General features: G+C 69.9%; 19 protein-coding genes. 16 read left to right on the plus strand and 3 right to left on the minus strand.

What is annotated here, in order from left to right; genetic code table 11:
* Positions 1-68 precede the first annotated feature (68 nt).
* The 16 genes from EDF55_RS02945 to EDF55_RS03020 all read left to right on the plus strand — a co-directional run bounded on the left by EDF55_RS02945 (position 69) and on the right by EDF55_RS03020 (position 17,472).
* Entirely contained in the window at positions 69-2,651 is a 2,583-nt protein-coding gene (locus EDF55_RS02945; protein WP_123653422.1) for an ATP-dependent Clp protease ATP-binding subunit, read from the plus strand.
* A gap of 526 nt (positions 2,652-3,177) precedes the next feature.
* Positions 3,178-3,411 carry a hypothetical protein gene (locus EDF55_RS02950; protein ID WP_123653423.1) on the plus strand — a complete coding sequence of 78 codons (234 nt, stop codon included), beginning with the start codon at positions 3,178-3,180 and terminating at the stop codon, positions 3,409-3,411.
* 47 nt (positions 3,412-3,458) lie between these two features.
* The gene (locus EDF55_RS02955) at positions 3,459-4,001 is read left to right on the plus strand and encodes an adenine phosphoribosyltransferase (RefSeq protein WP_123653424.1); all 543 of its coding nucleotides are present in this window, start codon (positions 3,459-3,461) and stop codon (positions 3,999-4,001) included.
* Between the two features lie 112 nt (positions 4,002-4,113).
* Positions 4,114-6,081 carry a threonine--tRNA ligase gene (gene thrS / locus EDF55_RS02960; RefSeq protein ID WP_123653845.1) on the plus strand — a complete coding sequence of 656 codons (1,968 nt, stop codon included), beginning with the start codon at positions 4,114-4,116 and terminating at the stop codon, positions 6,079-6,081.
* On the plus strand, positions 6,081-6,653 hold the full coding sequence (locus EDF55_RS02965) for an HIT domain-containing protein (protein WP_123653425.1): 573 nt from the start codon (positions 6,081-6,083) through the stop codon (positions 6,651-6,653). Before thrS ends, EDF55_RS02965 begins: the two co-directional genes overlap by 1 nt.
* Positions 6,654-6,666: 13 nt before the next feature.
* The gene (gene pdxS, locus EDF55_RS02970; protein WP_123653426.1) at positions 6,667-7,593 is read left to right on the plus strand and encodes a pyridoxal 5'-phosphate synthase lyase subunit PdxS; all 927 of its coding nucleotides are present in this window, start codon (positions 6,667-6,669) and stop codon (positions 7,591-7,593) included.
* Positions 7,583-8,194 carry a pyridoxal 5'-phosphate synthase glutaminase subunit PdxT gene (gene pdxT / locus EDF55_RS02975; RefSeq protein ID WP_123653427.1) on the plus strand — a complete coding sequence of 204 codons (612 nt, stop codon included), beginning with the start codon at positions 7,583-7,585 and terminating at the stop codon, positions 8,192-8,194. The genes pdxS and pdxT overlap by 11 nt, the downstream gene beginning before the upstream one ends.
* Before the next feature lie 121 nt (positions 8,195-8,315).
* A complete protein-coding gene (locus EDF55_RS02980; protein ID WP_123653428.1) occupies positions 8,316-9,080 on the plus strand; it encodes a YebC/PmpR family DNA-binding transcriptional regulator in 765 nt (254 codons plus the stop codon).
* 7 nt (positions 9,081-9,087) lie between these two features.
* Positions 9,088-9,762 (plus strand): crossover junction endodeoxyribonuclease RuvC, encoded by a 675-nt coding sequence (ruvC, locus tag EDF55_RS02985; RefSeq protein WP_123653846.1) that lies wholly within the window; start codon positions 9,088-9,090, stop codon positions 9,760-9,762.
* Entirely contained in the window at positions 9,759-10,379 is a 621-nt protein-coding gene (ruvA, locus tag EDF55_RS02990) for a Holliday junction branch migration protein RuvA (RefSeq protein ID WP_123653429.1), read from the plus strand. The genes ruvC and ruvA overlap by 4 nt, the downstream gene beginning before the upstream one ends.
* Positions 10,376-11,413 (plus strand): Holliday junction branch migration DNA helicase RuvB, encoded by a 1,038-nt coding sequence (gene ruvB / locus EDF55_RS02995; RefSeq protein WP_123653430.1) that lies wholly within the window; start codon positions 10,376-10,378, stop codon positions 11,411-11,413. The genes ruvA and ruvB overlap by 4 nt, the downstream gene beginning before the upstream one ends.
* Positions 11,414-11,507: 94 nt before the next feature.
* Entirely contained in the window at positions 11,508-11,894 is a 387-nt protein-coding gene (yajC, locus tag EDF55_RS03000) for a preprotein translocase subunit YajC (protein ID WP_123653431.1), read from the plus strand.
* Between the two features lie 95 nt (positions 11,895-11,989).
* Positions 11,990-13,735 (plus strand): protein translocase subunit SecD, encoded by a 1,746-nt coding sequence (gene secD, locus EDF55_RS03005; protein ID WP_123653432.1) that lies wholly within the window; start codon positions 11,990-11,992, stop codon positions 13,733-13,735.
* Positions 13,735-14,733, plus strand: coding sequence for a protein translocase subunit SecF (gene secF / locus EDF55_RS03010; RefSeq protein ID WP_123653433.1), 999 nt, complete (start codon positions 13,735-13,737; stop codon positions 14,731-14,733). Before secD ends, secF begins: the two co-directional genes overlap by 1 nt.
* Before the next feature lie 4 nt (positions 14,734-14,737).
* Positions 14,738-15,076, plus strand: coding sequence for a rhodanese-like domain-containing protein (locus EDF55_RS03015; RefSeq protein WP_123653434.1), 339 nt, complete (start codon positions 14,738-14,740; stop codon positions 15,074-15,076).
* Positions 15,077-15,120: 44 nt separating this feature from the next.
* Positions 15,121-17,472 carry a bifunctional (p)ppGpp synthetase/guanosine-3',5'-bis(diphosphate) 3'-pyrophosphohydrolase gene (locus tag EDF55_RS03020; protein WP_260235752.1) on the plus strand — a complete coding sequence of 784 codons (2,352 nt, stop codon included), beginning with the start codon at positions 15,121-15,123 and terminating at the stop codon, positions 17,470-17,472.
* Here the strand turns inward: EDF55_RS03020 and EDF55_RS03025 are convergent.
* The 3 genes from EDF55_RS03025 to deoC all read right to left on the minus strand — a co-directional run bounded on the left by EDF55_RS03025 (position 17,459) and on the right by deoC (position 20,020).
* Positions 17,459-18,058, minus strand: a complete 600-nt coding sequence (locus tag EDF55_RS03025; protein WP_123653435.1) for a hypothetical protein — start codon at positions 18,056-18,058, stop codon at positions 17,459-17,461. The two genes, EDF55_RS03020 and EDF55_RS03025, sit on opposite strands and share 14 nt — an antisense overlap.
* 117 nt (positions 18,059-18,175) lie before the next feature.
* Positions 18,176-19,138 carry an ROK family protein gene (locus EDF55_RS03030; RefSeq protein ID WP_123653436.1) on the minus strand — a complete coding sequence of 321 codons (963 nt, stop codon included), beginning with the start codon at positions 19,136-19,138 and terminating at the stop codon, positions 18,176-18,178.
* A 150-nt stretch (positions 19,139-19,288) separates the two neighbouring features.
* Positions 19,289-20,020, minus strand: a complete 732-nt coding sequence (gene deoC / locus EDF55_RS03035; protein ID WP_123653437.1) for a deoxyribose-phosphate aldolase — start codon at positions 20,018-20,020, stop codon at positions 19,289-19,291.
* Positions 20,021-20,026 lie beyond the last annotated feature (6 nt).

Raw genomic sequence — 20,026 nt, forward strand, 5'->3', positions numbered from 1 at the left:
ACCGGGAATGACCCGGCGCCCCCTGCGTTGCATTGAGTCGAAGGCACTCAAGTTCCCAGGAGGTCCCGTTGCCAGAGACGTTCGGCCCGACCGGCGGCAGTGACTCGTTCGACGAGTTCCTCGCCCGCCTCCTCGCAGCCCAGAACACCGGCGCCCAGCGATCCGTACCGCTGGGACGGCCGGTCGACATCACCCGGCTCCTCAGCCGACGCACCCACGAGATGCTCCAGCACACCGCCGAGTACGCGGTGGAGCAGGGGCAGCGCGAGATCGACGCACTGCACATCCTGCACGTCCTGATCCGCACCCAGCCGTTCGACGCCGTGATCCGCTCCGGCGGAGTCGACCCCGAGCGCCTCGCCGACGAGGTCGAGCAGCGTCTGCCCGCCCCGTCCGACGAGCGCATCGAGGGCCGCCCGGCCCTGACCCCGTCCGCGCAGCGGATCCTCGTCGAGGCCACCCAGGCCGCGCGCGGCTTCGGCAGCACGTACACGGACCCCGAGCACGTCTTCTTCGCGCTCGTCATGGACCAGGAGACCGTCACCGGTCAGCTCCTCGCGGGCGCCGGCGTCACCCCCGCGGTCATGCAGTCCTACGCACAGCAGGCCGCCGACGCGGCACGAGAGGGGCGCCCGATGCCCGGCACCACCGAAGCCGACGAACAGCAGAGCGACACCCCGACGCTCGACCAGTTCGGCACCGACCTCACCGAGCGCGCCCGTGACGGACGCATCGACCCGGTGATCGGCCGCGCCGACGAGATCGAGCAGACCGTCGAGATCCTGCTCCGTCGCACCAAGAACAACCCCGTGCTGATCGGCGAGCCCGGCGTCGGCAAGACCGCGATCGTCGAGGGCCTCGCCCAGCGCATCGCCGACGGCGACGTCCCGAGCCTGCTCCAGGGCAAGCGCGTGGTCGCACTCGACCTCGCCGGCATGCTCTCGGGCACCCGCTACCGCGGTGACTTCGAGGAGCGCCTCACCAAGGCGATGGACGAGATCGCCGCGCACGCGGACGAGCTCATCGTCTTCGTCGACGAGCTCCACACCGTCGTCGGTGCGGGTGGCGGCGGCGAGGGCGGATCGATGGACGCCGGCAACATCCTCAAGCCGCGCCTGGCGCGCGGCGACCTGCACATGGTCGGTGCGACGACCCTCAAGGAGTACCGCCGCATCGAGAAGGACGCCGCACTCGAGCGCCGCTTCCAGCCGGTCACGGTGGGGGAGCCGAGCGTCGAGGACGCCGTCGCGATCCTCACCGGCCTCGCGCCGCGCTACGCCGACCACCACGGTGTGACCTACACCGACGACGCCCTCCGTGCCGCCGTGGAGCTCTCCCACCGCTACGTCACCGACCGGCACCTGCCGGACAAGGCGATCGACCTCATCGACCAGGCCGGCGCACGCCGCCGACTCGCCCGCTCGGGCGACGTGGACGTCGACGCGCTGCGTGCCGAGGTCGCGGACCTGACGGTCCAGAAGGACCGCGCGGTGGCCGAGGAGCTGTACGAGGACGCGTCCCGTCTGCGCGACCAGATGGTCGAACTGGAGGCTCGCATCACCGCCGCCTCGTCGGCGGACGCGACCCGTGCCTCCCGTCCGGAGCAGCTGGGCACGTCGATCACGGAGGCCGACATCGCAGCCGTGGTGTCCCGGGCCACCGGGATCCCGGCCACCCGGCTCACGCAGGGCGACCGGACGCGGCTCGCCGTCCTTGAGGACGAGCTGCACGAGCGTGTGATCGGCCAGGACGACGCGGTGCGCGCCATCGCGACCGCTGTCCGGCGCAGCCGGACCGGCATGGGCGACCCGGACCGACCGGTGGGGAGCTTCCTGTTCCTCGGACCGACCGGTGTCGGCAAGACCGAGCTGGCGAAGGCGCTCGCATCCTCGCTGTTCGGTGACGAGTCGGCGATGCTCCGCTTCGACATGAGCGAGTTCGGCGAGCGGCACACCGTGTCGCGGCTGGTCGGTGCCCCTCCCGGGTACGTCGGCTACGACGAGGCCGGGCAGCTCACCGAGCGCGTCCGTCGGAACCCGTACTCGGTGATCCTGCTCGACGAGGTCGAGAAGGCGCACCCGGACGTGTTCAACCTGCTGCTGCAGGTGCTCGACGACGGGCGGCTCACCGACGGCCAGGGCCGGACGGTCGACTTCCGGAACACGGTCGTGATCATGACGTCGAACATCGGGTCCGAGTTCCTCGCGTCGCGCTCCGGCGCCCTCGGGTTCTCGGCGTCCGCGGACGGCGGGTACTCGGACGAGGACCTGCGCCAGCGGGTGATGGGCAAGCTCCGCGAGTCGATGCGGCCGGAGTTCATCAACCGGATCGACGACATCGTGCTGTTCCGCAAGCTCGACCCGTCGCAGCTCCGGTCCATCGTGTCGCTGCTGCTGGCGGAGACCTCGTTGCGGCTCATCGCACAGGACATGGTCCTGTTGGTGTCCGACGAGGCCGTCGACTGGCTCGCCGAGCACGGGTACGAGCCGGAGTACGGCGCCCGCCCGCTCCGGCGCCTGATCCAGCGCGAGGTCGACGACCGCATCGCGACGCTGGTCGTGGACGGTGCCGTGCAGGCCGGTGACACGGTGCAGATCGCCGTGGACGGGGACGCACTCGTCGCCCGCGCCACCGCACCGGTCGTCGCATAGCGCGTCGCCCACAATGGATGAACGCCCCGGAACCACCACGGTCCCGGGGCGTTCTCGTGTGTTCGGGAGTGCAATTTGCCGCCATCCCGAAAAAGAGGTTGCGCGGTCTCGCAGAATGCCGCTACTGTGCAAGCACCACTTCACCGATCCGCTCCGAAAGGGGGCCAACAATGTTCACCATGCAGACGCCGTTCCGTGCAGTCCGTGGGATCACCGGTGCCCCGTTCGCCGGGTCCCGCTGACGCGGAGCGTTCCTCGCCCATCTGACACGCAACCGCTGAGCGCTGCTCGCGGTCGCTGCTCCGGGAGCTGACCGTCGGTCGTTCGAAGTCGCTGTTCGCGCTTCGTCCGAGCGGCGCTCGAAATGCACCCGGAAATGTCGGTGGTCACTGGGACGCTTCCCGTGTCACAAATCGCGGCCCGCGTGACCTGCGGGTCGATTCTCCATTCGCGTATTCATTCGCATGCATGGGTTTCTTCGCCATGCCCTCTTTGTTCAAACACTCTTCATCGAACGGTGACCACGATGTCAACGAAGTCCGTCCTCCGTCCGCCCGGCACGACGCTCGAACCCCGGAAGGTCTCCCTGACCGACCGGATCGCGCTCCGTGTCGGGATGGCACTCATCATCTGGAGCCGCCGCACCCGGCGTGTGCGGCCTCCGGTCGACCCGGCCCTGGTGGCCGAGCTCGAGCGCGAGCGCGCCGAGCGGGAAGCCGAGTGGGCCATGCTCGGCATCGGGATGCGCGCCTGGCGCTGAGCGCCGCCGCGCGCTGCCGGCGCCGGCGCGGCCCGTACGGTTGAGGGATGACCGAAACCGCGTCCGACCTCGTCCAGCGCCTCACCGCGATCGTCCACGACTTCCCGAAGCCCGGGATCCTGTTCCGTGACGTGACACCGGTGTTCGCGGACCCGGTGGCGTTCGGCCGCGTGTGTGAAGCACTCGCCGCGCCGTTCGCGATCGGTGCGGGTTTCGCGGCCGTCGCCGGCATCGAGGCGCGCGGGTTCGCCCTGGCCGGCGGCATCGCGGCGCAGCACCAGGTCGGCGTGCTCACGGTCCGGAAGGCCGGCAAGCTCCCCGGAGAGGTCCTCAGCGAGCAGTACGCGCTCGAGTACGGGGAGGCCGAGCTCGAGCTGCGCCCGGCCCAGCTCCCCGCGGGCACCCGGGTCCTCGTCGTCGACGACGTCCTGGCCACGGGCGGCACCGCGTCCGCCAGCATCACCCTGCTCGAGCGCGCGGGGTACGAGGCGATCGGCTTCGCCGCGCTGCTCGAGCTCGACGGGCTCGCCGGCCGCGAACGCCTCGAGCCGCGCCTGCCCGTCACCACGCTCGGCGTCGTCCCGGCCTGAACGGCCCCGGTCGCCGACTAGCATTGCTCCACCACCAGATCGAGGGAGTTCCACCATCGTGACCGAGTCAGTCGCCCCCGCACCCGACGACGCGCCCCAGGCGCCCGAGCCCGTGACCGCGACGACCACGACGACGGGCACCGAGCTCTTCGACGGCGTCCGTGGCGTCGTCGCGATCCGCGTGGCCGGGGTCCTCAAGGACCTCGCTGCCGAAGTGCAGGCGGGCGAGACCGCCGAGCCGGTCACCCTCGACGAGCAGGACGGCCTCGACATCCTGCGCCACTCCGCCGCGCACGTCCTCGCGCAGGCGGTGCAGCAGATCAACCCGGACGCCAAGCTCGGGATCGGTCCGCCGGTCACCGACGGCTTCTACTACGACTTCGACGTCGCCGAGCCCTTCACCCCGGAGGACCTCAAGGCGATCGGGAAGGGCATGGACCGCATCATCAAGCAGGCCCAGCGCTTCCGTCGCGTCGTCGTCACGGACGAGCAGGCCCGCGAGCTGATGGCGGGGGAGCCCTACAAGCAGGAGCTCATCGGCCTGAAGGGCGCCGCTTCCGACGGCGACTCCGGCGAGAGCGTCGAGGTCGGCGCCGGCGAGCTCACCGTCTACGAGAACGTCGACCCGAAGAGCGGCGAGGTCCTCTGGCAGGACCTCTGCCGCGGCCCGCACGTCCCGCACACCCGCTGGATCGGCAACGCCGCGAAGCTCATGCGCGTCGCCGCCGCGTACTGGCGCGGCTCCGAGAAGAACCCGCAGCTGCAGCGCATCTACGGCACCGCATGGCCCGACAAGGACCAGCTGAAGGCGTACCTGGTCCGGCTCGAGGAAGCGGCCAAGCGCGACCACCGCAAGCTCGGTGCCGAGCTCGACCTGTTCTCGTTCCCGGACGAGATCGGTTCCGGACTGGCGATCTTCCACCCCAAGGGCGGCATCATCCGCCGTGAGATGGAGGACTACTCGCGCCGTCGGCACGAGCAGAACGGCTACTCGTTCGTCTACACGCCCCACATCACCAAGGGCGACCTCTTCGAGACCTCCGGGCACCTCGGCTGGTACAAGGACGGCATGTTCCCGGCCATGCACATGGACGAGGCGAAGGACGAGGACGGCAACGTCACCCGCCAGGGCGCCGACTACTACCTCAAGCCGATGAACTGCCCGATGCACATCCTGGCGTACCGGTCGCAGCCGCGCTCCTACCGCGACCTGCCGCTCCGGATGTTCGAGTTCGGCACGGTCTACCGCAACGAGAAGTCCGGCGTGATCCACGGCCTCACCCGGGTCCGTGGCATGACCCAGGACGACGCGCACATCTTCACCACGAAGGAGCGCATGAAGGAAGAGCTCACCACGACGCTCGAGTTCGTGCTCTCGCTGCTGCGCGACTACGGCCTCGACGACTTCTACCTCGAGCTCTCGACCAAGGACCCGGAGAAGTACGTCGGCGACGACGACGTCTGGGAAGAAGCGACGAACACCCTGCGGGAAGTCGCCGAGGAGTCCGGGCTCGAGCTCGTGCCGGACCCCGCCGGCGCCGCGTTCTACGGCCCGAAGATCTCCGTCCAGGCTCGTGACGCCATCGGCCGCACCTGGCAGATGTCCACCGTGCAGCTCGACTTCAACCTGCCCGAGCGCTTCGGCATCGAGTACGCGGCGGCGGACGGCACCCGGCAGCGCCCGGTGATGATCCACCGCGCCCTGTTCGGCTCGATCGAGCGGTTCTTCGGCGTCCTCACCGAGCACTACGCCGGCGCGTTCCCGGCGTGGCTCGCCCCGGTCCAGGTCGTCGGCATCCCGGTCGCGGAAGAGTACGGCGACTACCTCGACGAGGTGATCGCGAAGCTCCGCACCCACGGTGTCCGCGCCGAGGTCGACCACTCGGACGACCGCATGCAGAAGAAGATCCGCACGCACACCAAGCAGAAGGTCCCGTTCCAGCTCATCGCCGGCGGGGACGACCGTGACGCCGGTGCCGTGAGCTTCCGCTTCCGCGACGGCCGTCAGGACAACGGCGTGCCCGTCGACGAAGCGGTGGAGCGAATCCTCACCGCGATCCGCGAGCGCGCGCAGGTCTGATGCCGGAGCAGCACGACGATCCGCTGGTCATCCGGGACGCGGCCACCGAGGCCGCCGTCCCGGATGCCTTCCAGCGCCTCTGGAACCCGCACCGGATGGCCTACATCGACTCCGGCCGGGCCGGGGAAGGCCGTGGCCACCGGGACGACTGCCCGTTCTGCGAGGCGCCGGCGAAGTCCGACGAGGACGCCCTGATCGTCGCCAGGGGCGAGCACGCCTACGTGCTGCTCAACCTCTACCCCTACAACAACGGGCACCTGCTGGTCTGCCCCTACCGACACACCCCGCTCTACGACGAGGCAACCCCCGACGAACTCCGGGAGATCGGCGAGCTGACCCAGACCGCGATGCGGGTGCTGCGCCAGGTCTCGCACTGCGACGGCTTCAACATCGGCATGAACCAGGGCGAGGTGGCGGGTGCCGGGGTCGCCGGACACCTGCACCAGCACATCGTGCCGCGGTGGCAGTCGGACTCGAACTTCTTCCCGATCATCGCCAGGACGAAGTCGATGTCCCAGCTGCTCGGGGACACCCGTCGGCTCGTCGCGGAAGCCTGGCCCGCCGCGCACTAGACTGGTCGCCATCATGAGCGACAGCACCAGCACCCCCGGCCAGAACGTCAACGGCACGTCGATCACCGGCTCCTCCCGTGTCAAGCGCGGTCTCGCGGAGATGCTCAAGGGCGGCGTCATCATGGACGTCGTCGACGCCGAGCAGGCCCGCATCGCGGAAGAAGCCGGCGCGACCGCGGTCATGGCCCTCGAGCGCGTCCCCGCCGACATCCGTGCGCAGGGCGGCGTCGCCCGCATGTCCGACCCCTCGATGATCGAGGAGATCATCGCAGCGGTGTCGATCCCCGTCATGGCGAAGGCCCGCATCGGCCACTTCGTCGAGGCCCAGGTCCTGCAGGAGCTCGGCGTCGACTACATCGACGAGTCCGAAGTGCTCTCGCCCGCCGACTACCTCAACCACATCGACAAGTGGAAGTTCACCACCCCCTTCGTCTGCGGTGCCACCAACCTCGGCGAAGCGCTCCGCCGCATCACCGAAGGTGCGGCCATGATCCGCTCCAAGGGTGAAGCCGGCACCGGTGACGTGTCCGAGGCGACGAAGCACATCCGCACCATCTCGAAGGAGATCGCGGCGCTCCGCAACCTCCGTCCCGACGAGCTGTACGTCGCGGCGAAGGAACTGCAGGCCCCGATCGACGTCGTGCAGGAAGTCGCCGAGACCGGCAAGCTCCCCGTCGTGCTGTTCACCGCGGGTGGTGTCGCCACCCCTGCCGACGCCGCGATGATGATGCAGCTCGGCGCGGACGGCGTCTTCGTCGGCTCGGGCATCTTCAAGTCCGGCGACCCGGCGGCCCGTGCGGCTGCGATCGTCAAGGCCACGACCTTCCACGACGACCCCAAGGTCATCGCCGAGGTCTCACGTGGTCTGGGTGAGGCGATGGTCGGCATCAACGTCGCCGACGTCCCCGCACCGCACCGCCTGGCCGAGCGTGGCTGGTAGTCCGACGGCCGGCGCGGCACCCCGCATCGGGGTGCTCGCGTTGCAGGGCGACTTCCGCGAGCACATCGCGTCGCTGACGGCGCTCGGGGCAGAGGTGGTGCCGCTCCGTCGTCCGGAGGAGATCGCGTCGCTCCACGGCGTCGTGATCCCCGGCGGCGAGTCGAGCGTGATGGACAAGCTGTCCCGCGCGTTCGGTGTCGCGGAGCCCCTGTCCGCGGCGATCCGCGAGGGGCTGCCGACGTACGGCACCTGCGCCGGCATGATCATGCTGAGCGACCGCATCACCAACGCGATCGGCGGCCAGCAGACCCTCGGGATCCTCGACACGACGGTCCGGCGCAACGCATTCGGCAGCCAGAACGACTCCTTCGAGACCGACATCCCGATGCCCGACCTCGGCGACGCCCCGGTGCACGCGGTGTTCATCCGCGCACCCGTGGTGGAGGAGCACGGTGACGGCGTGCACGTGCTCGGTGCCCTGTCGGACGGCCAGGTCGTCGCGGTGCAGCAGGGCAACGTCATCGCGAGTGCGTTCCACCCGGAGGTCGCGGGGGAAGACCGCTTCCACCGCCGCTTCCTGGACCTGGTCCGGAACGCCTGACCCGGCCACGGGGCGCGCCAGCGTGGCCCGGCCACTTGTCCACAGGCCCTGCGCGCCGGACGTGCACCGAGCCTCCAGGCCGTAAACTCAACCTGACTTTCCGCAAGACGCAAGGAGAACCGTGTCCGGGCATTCCAAGTGGGCGACGACGAAGCACAAGAAGGCCGTCATCGACGGCCGACGTGCCAAGTCGTTCGCGAAGCTCATCAAGAACATCGAGGTCGCCGCGAAGATGGGCGGTGCCGACATGTCGGGCAACCCGACCCTCGTCGACGCCGTGCAGAAGGCCAAGAAGACCTCGGTCCCCAACGACAACATCGACCGCGCGATCAAGCGCGGCGCCGGCCTGACCGGTGAGTCGATCGAGTACACGACGATCATGTACGAGGGCTACGCCCCGAACGGCGTCGCGATGCTCATCGAGTGCCTCACCGACAACAAGAACCGTGCAGCGGCCGAAGTCCGCACCGCGATGTCGCGGAACGGCGGCACCATGGCCGACCCGGGCAGCGTCGCCTACAACTTCTCCCGCAAGGGCGTCATCTCGGTGACGAAGGTCGACGGCCTGTCCGAAGACGACGTCATGACGGCCGTGCTCGACGCCGGTGTCGAAGACGTCATCGACCAGGGCGGCGGCTTCGAGGTCATCACCGAAGCATCCGACCTCGTCACGGCCCGCACCGCGCTGCAGGACGCCGGCATCGACTACGACTCCGCCGACGCCGAGTTCGTCCCCGGTCTCAAGGTCCCGGTCGACGCCGAGACGGCACGCAAGGTGTTCCGGCTCATCGACGCGCTCGAAGACAGCGACGACGTCCAGAACGTCTACGCGAACTTCGACATCCCCGCCGACGTCCAGGCCGAGCTCGACGAGGACGAGGACTAGGCAGGTGCTGCGCGTGCTCGGGGTGGACCCCGGGCTCACCCGGTGCGGTGTCGGGGTGGTCGAGGTCACTCCGAACCGTCGCGCCCGACTGGTGCACGTCACGGTCGTCCGCACGCCGGCGGACATGGCGCTGGAGCAGCGCCTCGTCCTCATCGCCGCCGGGATCGCCGAACAGATCGAAGAACACCGCCCGGATGCCGTCGCGGTGGAGCGGGTGTTCGCCCAGGCGAACGTCCGCACCGTGATGGGCACCGCGCAGGCCTCCGGTCTCGCGCTGCACGCCGCTGCCGTCCGGGGGATCCCGGTCGGCCTGCACACCCCGTCGGAAGTCAAGGCGGCGGTCACCGGCTACGGCAACGCCGACAAGAAGCAGGTCCAGGCGATGATCGCCCGGATCCTCGGCCTGGCGGAGGCACCGAAGCCGGCCGACGCCGCGGATGCGCTCGCGCTCGCGGTGTGCCATGCCTGGAGGCTCGGGGCACCCGACCAGGTCGGCGTGCAGTCCGGCAGCCTGACGCCGGCGCAACGCGCGTGGCGGGACGCGCAGGCCGGCACGGGTGGACGGTCCACGTCGTCGCCGTTGGCGCAGGCCGCGGCCGCCGCAGCGGCGGCAGGTCGCTCCGGTGCCGGGCAGCGCGCCTCGTCGGGGACGTCGGCGGCTGCCCGTAGGCTCGGGGCATGATCGCGAGTCTCCGGGGCACCTGCATCGACGTCGCCGGATCGTCCGTCGTGATCGAGGTCGGCGGGGTCGGCTACGCCGTCACCGTCACCCCCGCGCACGCGCTGACCATGCGCCACGGCGCCGAGGTCTTCGTGCGCACCGCGATGATCGTCCGTGAAGACGAGCACCTGCTCTTCGGCTTCGAGTCGACGGACGCGCTCCGCGTGTTCGACCTGCTGCGGAGCGTCTCCGGCGTCGGTCCGAAGTCGGCGCTCGGCGTCCTCGGGGCGATGGACCCGGCACAGATCGCGAACGCCGTCGCGCACGACGACGACGGCGCCTTCCGCAAGGTCTCCGGCATCGGCCCGAAGACCGCGAAGCTGATCATCGTCGCGCTCTCCGGCAAGCTCGCGGCGTTCGAGACCCCGACCGCTGCCCCCGGTGCTCGTGCCGGTGTCGCGCACCCCGCCTCGGAAGACGTCGTCATCGCGCTCGTCGGGCTCGGCTGGCGCGAAGACGCCGCGCGCAGCGCCGTCGACGACACGATCGCGAACGAACCCGGCGTCGCGGCGATGGGCACCCAGGCGCTGCTCCGCGCGGCGCTCGGCGCGCTCCGTCCCACCGGTGCCGGTCGATGAGCGGCGGCATCACCGCGGCCGACGCCCAGTCCCCGGAAGAACTCGCCTTCGAAGGTGCGCTCCGGCCGAAGTCCCTGGCGGAGTTCGTCGGACAGCGGAAGGTCCGCGGGCAGCTCGACCTGCTGCTGAAGGCGGCGGCGATGCAGGACCGCACCCCTGACCACATCCTGATGGCGGGGCCACCCGGGCTCGGCAAGACGACCCTCGCGATGATCGTCGCGCACGAGTCGGGCCGCCCGCTGCGGATGTCGAGCGGGCCGGCGATCCAGCACGCCGGCGACCTCGCCGCGGTGCTGTCGTCGCTGATGCCGGGCGAGGTCCTCTTCATCGACGAGATCCACCGGATGGCGCGCTCGGCGGAGGAGATGCTCTACCTGGCGATGGAGGACTTCCGGATCGACGTGATGGTGGGCAAGGGTGCGGGTGCGACCAGCATCCCGCTCGACCTCGCGCCGTTCACGCTCGTCGGTGCCACCACCCGGGCGGGCCTCCTGCCGAACCCGCTGCGCGACCGCTTCGGCTTCACCGCGCACCTCGAGTTCTACGAGCGCGACGAGCTCGAACAGGTCCTCATCCGTGCCGCGCACCTGCTCGACCTCGACTTCGACCGCTTCGCCCTGCGGGAGATCGCGGGCCGCTCGCGGGGGACACCCCGCATCGCGAACCGGCTGCTCCGCCGCGTGCGGGACTACGCCCTCGTGCACGGCACCCGGGACGGCATGGCCGCGGTCCAGGGCGCGCTCGAGCTGTACGACGTCGACGAGTACGGCCTCGACCGGCTGGACCGCGCCGTGCTCGAGACGATGCTCACCCGCTTCGACGGCGGCCCGGTCGGGTTGAACACCCTCGCAGTCTCCGTGGGCGAAGAGTCCGAGACCATCGAGTCCGTGGTGGAGCCCTTCCTCGTCCGGATCGGCCTGGTCACGCGGACGCCGCGCGGCCGGATCGCCACCCCGTCGGCGTGGCGCCACTTCGGCCTGACCCCGGGTCAGGGCGGCGTCGGCCCACAGCCCGGCCTGTTCGAGGACGAGTAGTCCGACCGTCTCAGCCGGGGGAGACGACGGGCACAGCCCCGTGCCCTAGACTGCTACGGCCCGAAACCGAAATACCAGAGAAGGCATCGCAATCATGGGTCAAGAAGTCATCCTCATCGTCATCGTCGTGGCGTTCGCGGCCTTCATGTTCTACAACAGCCGCAAGCGCAAGAAGCAGCAGTCCGAACTCGCGACCAAGATGGTCCCGGGCGCTCGGGTCATGCTCTCGTTCGGCCTCTACGGCACACTCCTCTCCGTCGATGACGAGAAGGTCACCGCCGACGTCGAGATCGCCCCCGGAACCATCGTGACCGTGCACCGTCAGACGCTCTCCCGCGTCGTGGACGACAGCGCATCGGACATCGAGACCACCGCCACCCCGGAAGACGAGCCCAAGCCCGTCGCCGAACTCAACGGTGAGCCCGTCTACGGCGAGCGTGCAGACGACGCCGAGCAGGCGAAGCGCAAGTCCGAGGACTGATCCGCTCACCCGCCCGGACACATCCGTGACCGGGCGGTGACATCTCTGCCGTCGGCGTGCGCGCCGTCGGTCCTGACAGAAAGACGAGACGACCGGTGGCACGATCGACACCCGTCAAGAAGGCGCTGCGCTCGCTCACCTGGTTGGTGATCATCATGGCGATCCTCGCTGGCCTGAACACGGCCGCGTCGATCCTCGCCAGCACCACCAAGGACGACACGGGCAAGTGGTTCGAAGGGGCGAGCTGGGTCCCCGAGCTCGCCCTCGACCTGCAGGGCGGCACGCAGCTGACCCTCGCGGCGCAGAGCACCGACGGTGACTCGGTCACCGCGGACCAGCTCAAGCAGGCGGTGAACATCATCCGGCAGCGCATCGACGCCACCGGTGTCTCCGAGTCCGAGATCAACACCCAGGGCGCGAACAACATCGTCGTCTCGATCCCGGGCAAGCCCGACCAGCAGACGATCGCGCGGATCGAGGCAGCGGCGAAGCTGACGTTCCGCCCGGTCCTCTACACCGAGGCAGCGACCGACACCTCCGTCGGTGACGGGTCGTCCTCGAGCGCCTCGCCGACGCCGTACTCGCCGCCGGCGTCGCTCCAGGCCACGCCGAGCGCGAAGCCGTCGAACGCGAGCGACCTGAACTGGGTCACGCCGAAGCTGCAGGACCTGTACACGAACTACCAGTGCACGGCTCCGGACGACGTCTCCTCCGCGCCCGATGACGAGCCCCTCGTCACCTGCGACCAGGACGGTGCCGCGAAGTACATCCTCGGCCCGGTCGAGGTGTCCGGCGCGAACATCAGCAACGCCACCTCGGGCCTCGCGACGTCCTCCCAGGGCACCACGACCGGTGAGTGGGCGGTCAACCTGACCTTCGACGGCACCGGCACGAAGGACTTCCGCACGGTCACGAACCGCCTCGTGTCCCTGACCGCGCCGCAGAACCAGTTCGCGATCGTGCTCGACGGCAACGTGATCACCGCGCCGACCACGAACAGCGCGATCACCAACGGCAAGGCGCAGATCAGCGGGTCGTTCACCGCGGAGTCCGCGAAGACCCTCGCCGACCAGCTGAAGTACGGCGCCCTGCCGATCAACTTCAAGGTGCAGTCGAACGAGAACATCTCGGCCACGCTCGGCACCGCGCAGCTCATCGGTGGCCTGGTCGCCGGCCTGATCGGTCTGATCCTCGTCATCATCTACTCGGTCATCCAGTACCGGGCCCTGGCGTTCGTGACGGTCCTGTCGCTCGGCGTCGCCGCCGCGCTGACGTACCTCGTGATCGCGATCATGTCCTGGCGCGTCGACTACCGATTGTCGTTGGCCGGCGTCGCGGGGTTGATCGTGGCGATCGGCATCACAGCGGACTCGTTCATCGTCTACTTCGAGCGGATCCGCGACGAACTCCGTGAAGGCCGAGCCCTCGAAGGCGCGGTCGAGTCCGGCTGGAAGCGTGCACTCCGCACGATCCTGGCGTCCGACTCGATCAACTTCCTCGCCGCGATCGTGCTCTACATCCTCGCGGTGAGCGACGTGAAGGGCTTCGCGTTCACGCTGCTCCTCACCACCCTCATCGACGTCGTGGTCGTGATCCTCTTCACGCACCCGATGCTCCAGCTCATCTCGCGCCGCCGCTTCTTCAACGAGGGGCACCGGTTCAGCGGGCTCGACCCAGCGGCCCTCGGTGCCGTGTACCGCGGCCGTGCCCAGTTCCGGGCACCCGTCGTGGACGGCAAACGCCAGCGCAGTGCCGGTGAGGCACAGCGTCGACAGACCATCGCGGAGCGCAAGGCCGGCAACGGCGACAACGGCGGCAAGCCGAACGGGAAGGACAGCTGATGGCGAGCTTCAGCCAGTTCGGCAACGACCTCTACACGGGCAAGCGCTCGTACGACATCGTCGGCCGCCGACGCCTCTGGTACGTGATCGCCATCGCGGCGATCCTGATCTCGCTGGGCGTCCCGTGGCTCCGCGGCGGGTACCAGCTCGGCATCGAGTTCACCGGCGGTTCCGAGTTCACGATCTCGGACGTCAAGAACCTCGACCAGAACCTCGCGACGGACGCCGTCGAGAACATCGTCACCGACGAGATCCCGCGCGTCTCGCAGCTCGGGACGCACGGCATCCGCGTGCAGACCGGGCAGCTCACCGACGCACAGACCACGCAGGTGCAGGGTGCCCTCGCCGACGCGTACAACGTCGACAGCAGCGAAGTCGCATCGACCTTCATCGGCGCGACGTGGGGTGCCGATGTCCTCGCGCAGGCCATCCGCGGCCTCGTGATCTTCCTCGCGCTGGCAGCCGTGTTCATGGCGCTGTACTTCCGCACCTGGAAGATGTCGCTCTCGGCGATGGTGGCGCTGCTCCACGACCTCCTGATCACGGCCGGTGTCTACGGCATCGTCGGGCTCGAGGTCACGCCGGCGGCGGTCATCGGCTTCCTGACGATCCTCGGGTACTCGCTCTACGACACCGTGGTGGTCTTCGACAAGGTGCGTGAGAACACCGCGATGGAGACCCACCGCACCTTCGTGCAGTCGGTGAACCTCGCGGTGAACCAGACGCTCGTCCGCTCGATCAACACCTCGGTCGTGGCGCTCCTGCCGGTCGGCGCGATCCTCTTCATCGGGTCGTACGTCCTCGGTGCCGGGACGCTCCGCGACATCTCGCTCGCGCTCTTCATCGGCATCATCGTGGGCACGTACTCGACGATCTTCATCGCGTCGCCGATGTACGCACACCTCCGCGAAGGTGAGCCGAAGATCAAGGCGGCGGACGCCAAGAAGCAGGCCGCGGCGAAGAAGCGCGCCGAGGTCAAGGCGACGGCGGAGGCCTGATCCCGTGGAGGAGATCACCACCGAGGAAGCCCTGCGCCGCATCGCGGTCGGCTCGCGGCTGTACGACGTCCGCGAGCAGGGGGAGTGGGACGACGTCCACGCCCCGCAGGCCACACTCGTGCCGATGTCGGAGCTGTCGGAGCGCTGGACCGAGATCCAGCCCACCGACGAGCCGGCGATCATCGTCTGCCACTCCGGGATGCGGTCCGCACGGGTCGTCGCGGCGCTGGAGCAGTCCGGGGTCCCCGCGGTGAACCTTGCCGGCGGCATGGTCGCGTGGGAAGCCGCCGGTGCGCCGGTGGAGCGCGCCGACGCCCAGCGCGAACGTGGTCACGAGCACTGACGCCACGCGCGTAGTCTGGTCCGATCAGTCCTGGGAGGCGCATCATGACGGACATCCGTGAGTCCTCGAAGCAGGACGACTCCACGCCCAGCCGCCCGGGCGCATCGGTCCCCGGCGCCAGCCCACTGCCGTCGAGCCCGCCGCTCGGCCCGAACACCACGGGCAACCTCGGCTCGCTCCGGTCCCTCCTGCCTCGCCTGTTCTCCCGGGCACAGCCGGCCGGTGCGGTCGACACCCTGATCCGCACGGTGCGCTCGCACCACCCCAAGGCCGACGTCACGCTCATCGAGCGCGCGTACTCCGTCGCCGAGCGCGCCCACGACGGGCAGAAGCGCAAGTCCGGCGAGCCGTACATCACGCACCCCGTCGCGGTGGCGCAGATCCTGGCAGACCTGGGGATCGGGCCGATCACGATCGCGGCCGCCCTGCTGCACGACACGGTCGAGGACACCGACTACCAGCTGGACCAGCTGCGCCAGGACTTCGGCGACGAGATCGCGATGCTCGTCGACGGCGTCACGAAGCTCGACAAGGTCAAGTACGGCGACAGCGCGCAGGCGGAGACTGTCCGCAAGATGGTCATCGCGATGTCGAAGGACATCCGCGTGCTCGTCATCAAGCTCGCGGACCGGCTGCACAACGCCCGCACGTGGGGCTTCGTCGAGTCGACCTCGGCCACCCGCAAGGCCAAGGAGACCCTCGAGATCTACGCGCCGCTGGCGCACCGGCTCGGGATCCAGATGATCAAGCTGGAGCTCGAGGACCTCTCGTTCGCGGTGCTGCACCCGAAGCTCTACGTCGAGATCGACAGCCTCGTCAAGGAACGGCAGCCGAAGCGCGAGCAGTTCGTGCAGAACGTCATCGGCACCCTCAAGAAGGACCTCAAGGCCGCGAAGGTCCGCGGCGAGGTCATGGGGCGGCCGAAGCAGTACTACTCGATCTACCAGAAGATGATCGTGCGGGGCCGCGAGTTCGACGAGATCTACGACCTCGTCGGCATCCGGGTGCTCGTGCCGACGGTCCGTGACTGCTACGCGATGCTCGGGTCCGTGCACGCGCGGTGGACGCCGCTGCCCGGCCGGTTCAAGGACTACATCGCGACGCCGAAGTTCAACCTCTACCAGTCGCTGCACACCTCGGTCCTCGGACCGCAGGGGCGCCCGGTCGAGATCCAGATCCGTACCCACGAGATGCACCAGCGCGCCGAGTTCGGTGTCGCCGCGCACTGGAAGTACAAGCAGCGTGCCGCCGGCCGCGACGTCGACAGCTCGAGCGCCACCGACCAGGACATGGCGTGGCTCGCGCACATCACCGACTGGCAGGCGGAGACCAGCGACCCGGGCGAGTTCCTCGACTCGCTGCGCTACGAGATCGGCGCGAAGGAGACCTACGTCTTCACGCCGCAGGGCAAGGTCATCGGCCTGCCCGCCGGTGCCACCCCCGTCGACTTCGCGTACGCCGTGCACACCGAGATCGGCCACCGCACCATGGGTGCGAAGGTGAACGGGCGGCTCGTGCCGCTCGAGAGCTCGCTGTCGAGCGGTGACGTCGTGGAGATCTTCACGTCGAAGAACCCCGACTCCGGCCCCTCGCAGGACTGGCTGACCTTCGTCCGGAGCCCCCGCGCCCGGAACAAGATCAAGCAGTGGTTCACCAAGGAGCGCCGCGAAGAAGCCATCGAGCAGGGCCGCGACGCGATCGCCCGGGCGATGCGCAAGCAGAACCTGCCGCTGCAGCGCATCATGAGCCAGGACTCCATCTCCGAGGTGGCCTCGGCGATGCGCTACGACGACGTCTCCGCGCTCTACGCCGCCATCGGTGAGGGCCACGTCTCCACGCAGTCGGTCATCGAGAAGGTGCTCGCCGGCGTCCAGACGGAGACCGAGACCGATGAACCCGAGCTGGCGTTCCCGCGCCAGGTCACGAGCCGGCAGCTGCGCAACAGCGACAGCGGTGTGCTCGTCCGTGGTGCGCCCGACATCCTGGTCAAGCTCGCGAAGTGCTGCACCCCGGTGCCGGGGGACCAGATCGTCGGGTTCATCACCCGCGGTCAGGGCGTCTCCGTCCACCAGGCGTCCTGCACGAACGTCAAGTCCCTGATGAACGAGCCCGACCGGATGATCGAGGTCGAGTGGGCCCCGTCGTCGAAGTCGGTGTTCCTCGTCCAGATCCAGATCGAAGCGCTCGATCGGTCGGGGCTCCTCAGCGACGTCACCCGGGTGCTGACGGACCACCACGTGAACATCCTGTCGGCGACGGTCTCCACGTCGTCCGACCGTCTGGCCCTGTCCCGGTTCGTGTTCGAGATGGGTGACACCACCCACCTGGACCGCGTGCTGAACGCGGTGCGCCGCATCGACGCGGTGTACGACGTGTACCGCGTCAGCGCCGGCTGAGCGACACCGCGCGGACCACGGCAGTCGTGCCGGTGCTGTCTGCGGCGCCCGCGAGCTCGGCCAGTCGTCGCTCGGCCTGACGCACCATCGGCACGGTCCCGAGCCGGTGCAGCCGCTCACGAACGTGGTCGGCCGTCACCCCCGTGACCGCGAGGAGCCCGACCACGGTCGCGGCGCGCTCGGCCCACCCGTCCGGACTGGCGGTGCGCAGCAGGTCCAGCGCCGTCCGGGTCGGCGAGGTCACCGAGGTCCCCGCCAGGAGGACCAGGTCGTCCTCGTCGATCGCGATCTCCCGGATCCGGTCGCCGCCGCTCTGGCGGACGCGTTCCCCGGCACGGACGCAGGCGTCGTGGGGGAGTGGCGGCCGGGAGCGGGCACCCCAGGTCCACGCGGCGCTCCGCCCGGAGGCGATGACCCGGTCGTCACCGGTGCTCCACGCGAACGACGCCGCACGGAGTGCCGGGTCCTGCGGCTCGGCGACGGATGCCCAGCAGGCTCCCACGGCGACGAGCTCCCCCGCGAGCACGGCCGCGCGCAACTCCGCTTCGGGCCAGTCCTCGGTGGTGACGAGGCGGGAGGGAGGCACCCGCACATCCTGCCGCACCCACCGGCCCACCCGGTCCCCTTGTGGACAGCGCCGCGCGAAGCGCGCACGAGCGCGACAGCGCCCGGCGAAGCGCGCACGAGCGCGACAGCGCCCGGCTCAGCGCAGGACGTGCGCCCGGTGCACCAGCGCCGCCGCGCCGATCAACGGCCCGTCCTGCGAGAGCCCGGTCGGGACGATCCGCACCTTCGTGACGAACCCGAACTCACGACGCTCCGCGACCGCCTGCCGCGCGTACTCGAACAGGTCCGGCGTGACGTGCGAGAACCCGCCGCCGATCGCCACCACCTCGAGGTCGACCAGCGACGTCGCCGACGCGATGGCCTGCCCGAGCGCCCGTCCGCTGCGCTTGACCGCGGCGACCGCGATCTCGTCACCCGCCGCGTACGCGGCCGACAGTTCCTCGCCGGTGGTGCCGGCGAATCCCTGACGCTGCGCCCACGCGACGGTCTTCGGGCCGCTGGCCACGGCCTCCAGGCAGCCGGTACCGCCGCAGGCGCACGGATCGTCGTACCCGCCGCACTCGACGTGCCCGATGTGTCCGGCGTTGCCGGTGGGGCCGCTGACGGTCCGGCCGTGCAGGATCAGCCCGCCACCGACGCCGGTGGAAACGATCATGCCCATCACGTGGTCGGAGCCCTGCGCCGCGCCGAGCCAGTGCTCGGCGAGCGTGATCGCGAGCCCGTCCATGCGGAGCGTCACGGGCGTGCCGTCGGGCACGTGCGCGGCGATGCGGTCACGCAGCGGGTACCCGCGCCAGACCGGCATGTTGAGCGGCGAGACGAGCCCGTGCTCCTCGTCGACGGGGCCGGCGGAACCGATCCCGACGCCGGCGAGCGTCGCGTCGGCGGGGAGCGCACCGAGCGCGTCGGTGACGACCTCGTCGACCGCGGCCTGCAGCTCCTCCGAGGTGCGCTGCGGCCCGGTGGGGCTCCGGAAGCGGCTGCCGGGCAGCACGACTCCCTGGTCGCTGACCAGCGCGGCCTCCACCTTGGTGCCGCCGAGGTCGACGGCGAGGGCGAGGGCCCCGGGGTGGTCGGTCGTGGGTTCCGTGTTCGACATGCTCGCTCCGATGCGACGGTCTGGAGGCCCGGTGCGGCCCCGGGACGCGTCGTCGCGTCCGGTCCGCACCCCGGCTCAGGGCAGGTGGTGGGTGGTCGGGAGGGTGCGGTGCACCGCGGTGCAGTGCACTGCTGAACAGTGCGCCGCGGTTCAGTACGAGCTGGTGTCGTCACCCGCGCCGGACGCGGCGCCGGTCTCGAGACGGTGCGCGACCTCGTCGAGGATGCGTGCCGAGGCGCTGGTGCCGATGCGGTCGGCACCGGCCTGGACCATGTCGATGAGGGTGTCGAGCCCGCGGACGCCGCCTGAGGCCTTCACGCCGGTGTCCGCGCCGACGGTCTCGCGCATCAGGGCGATGTGCTCCGTGGTGGCGCCACCGCCGGCGAACCCGGTCGAGGTCTTCACGAACGCGGCTCCACCGGCGACCGCGGCCCGGCTGGCGGCGACGATCTCGTCGTCGGTGAGGAACGCGGTCTCGAGGATGACCTTCACGACCGTGTCACCGGCGGCGTCGACGACGGCGCGGACGTCGTTGCGGACCCGGTCCCAGTCGCCGGACTTCGCGGCGCCGATGTTCTGGACCATGTCGAGCTCGAAGGCGCCGTCGGCCAGGGCCTGCAGCGACTCGGCGACCTTGGCCTCGGTCGAGGTGGTGCCGTGCGGGAAGCCGATGACCGTCCCGACGCCGACCCCGGTGCCCTGGAGGCGCTCCACGGCGTGCCGGACGTCGCTCGGCCGGACGCACACGCTGAAGACGCGGTACGTGGCGGCTTCGTCGAGCTGCGCGTCGACGTCGGCACGGGTGAGTTCCGGCTTGAGGATCGCGTGGTCGATGAGTCCACGGACTGCGTCGGCGGTGACGGGGAAGGCTGCGTTGTCCACCCGACG

This window comes from Curtobacterium sp. ZW137 (assembly GCF_003762905.1).
Classification (GTDB): Bacteria; Actinomycetota; Actinomycetes; order Actinomycetales; family Microbacteriaceae; genus Curtobacterium.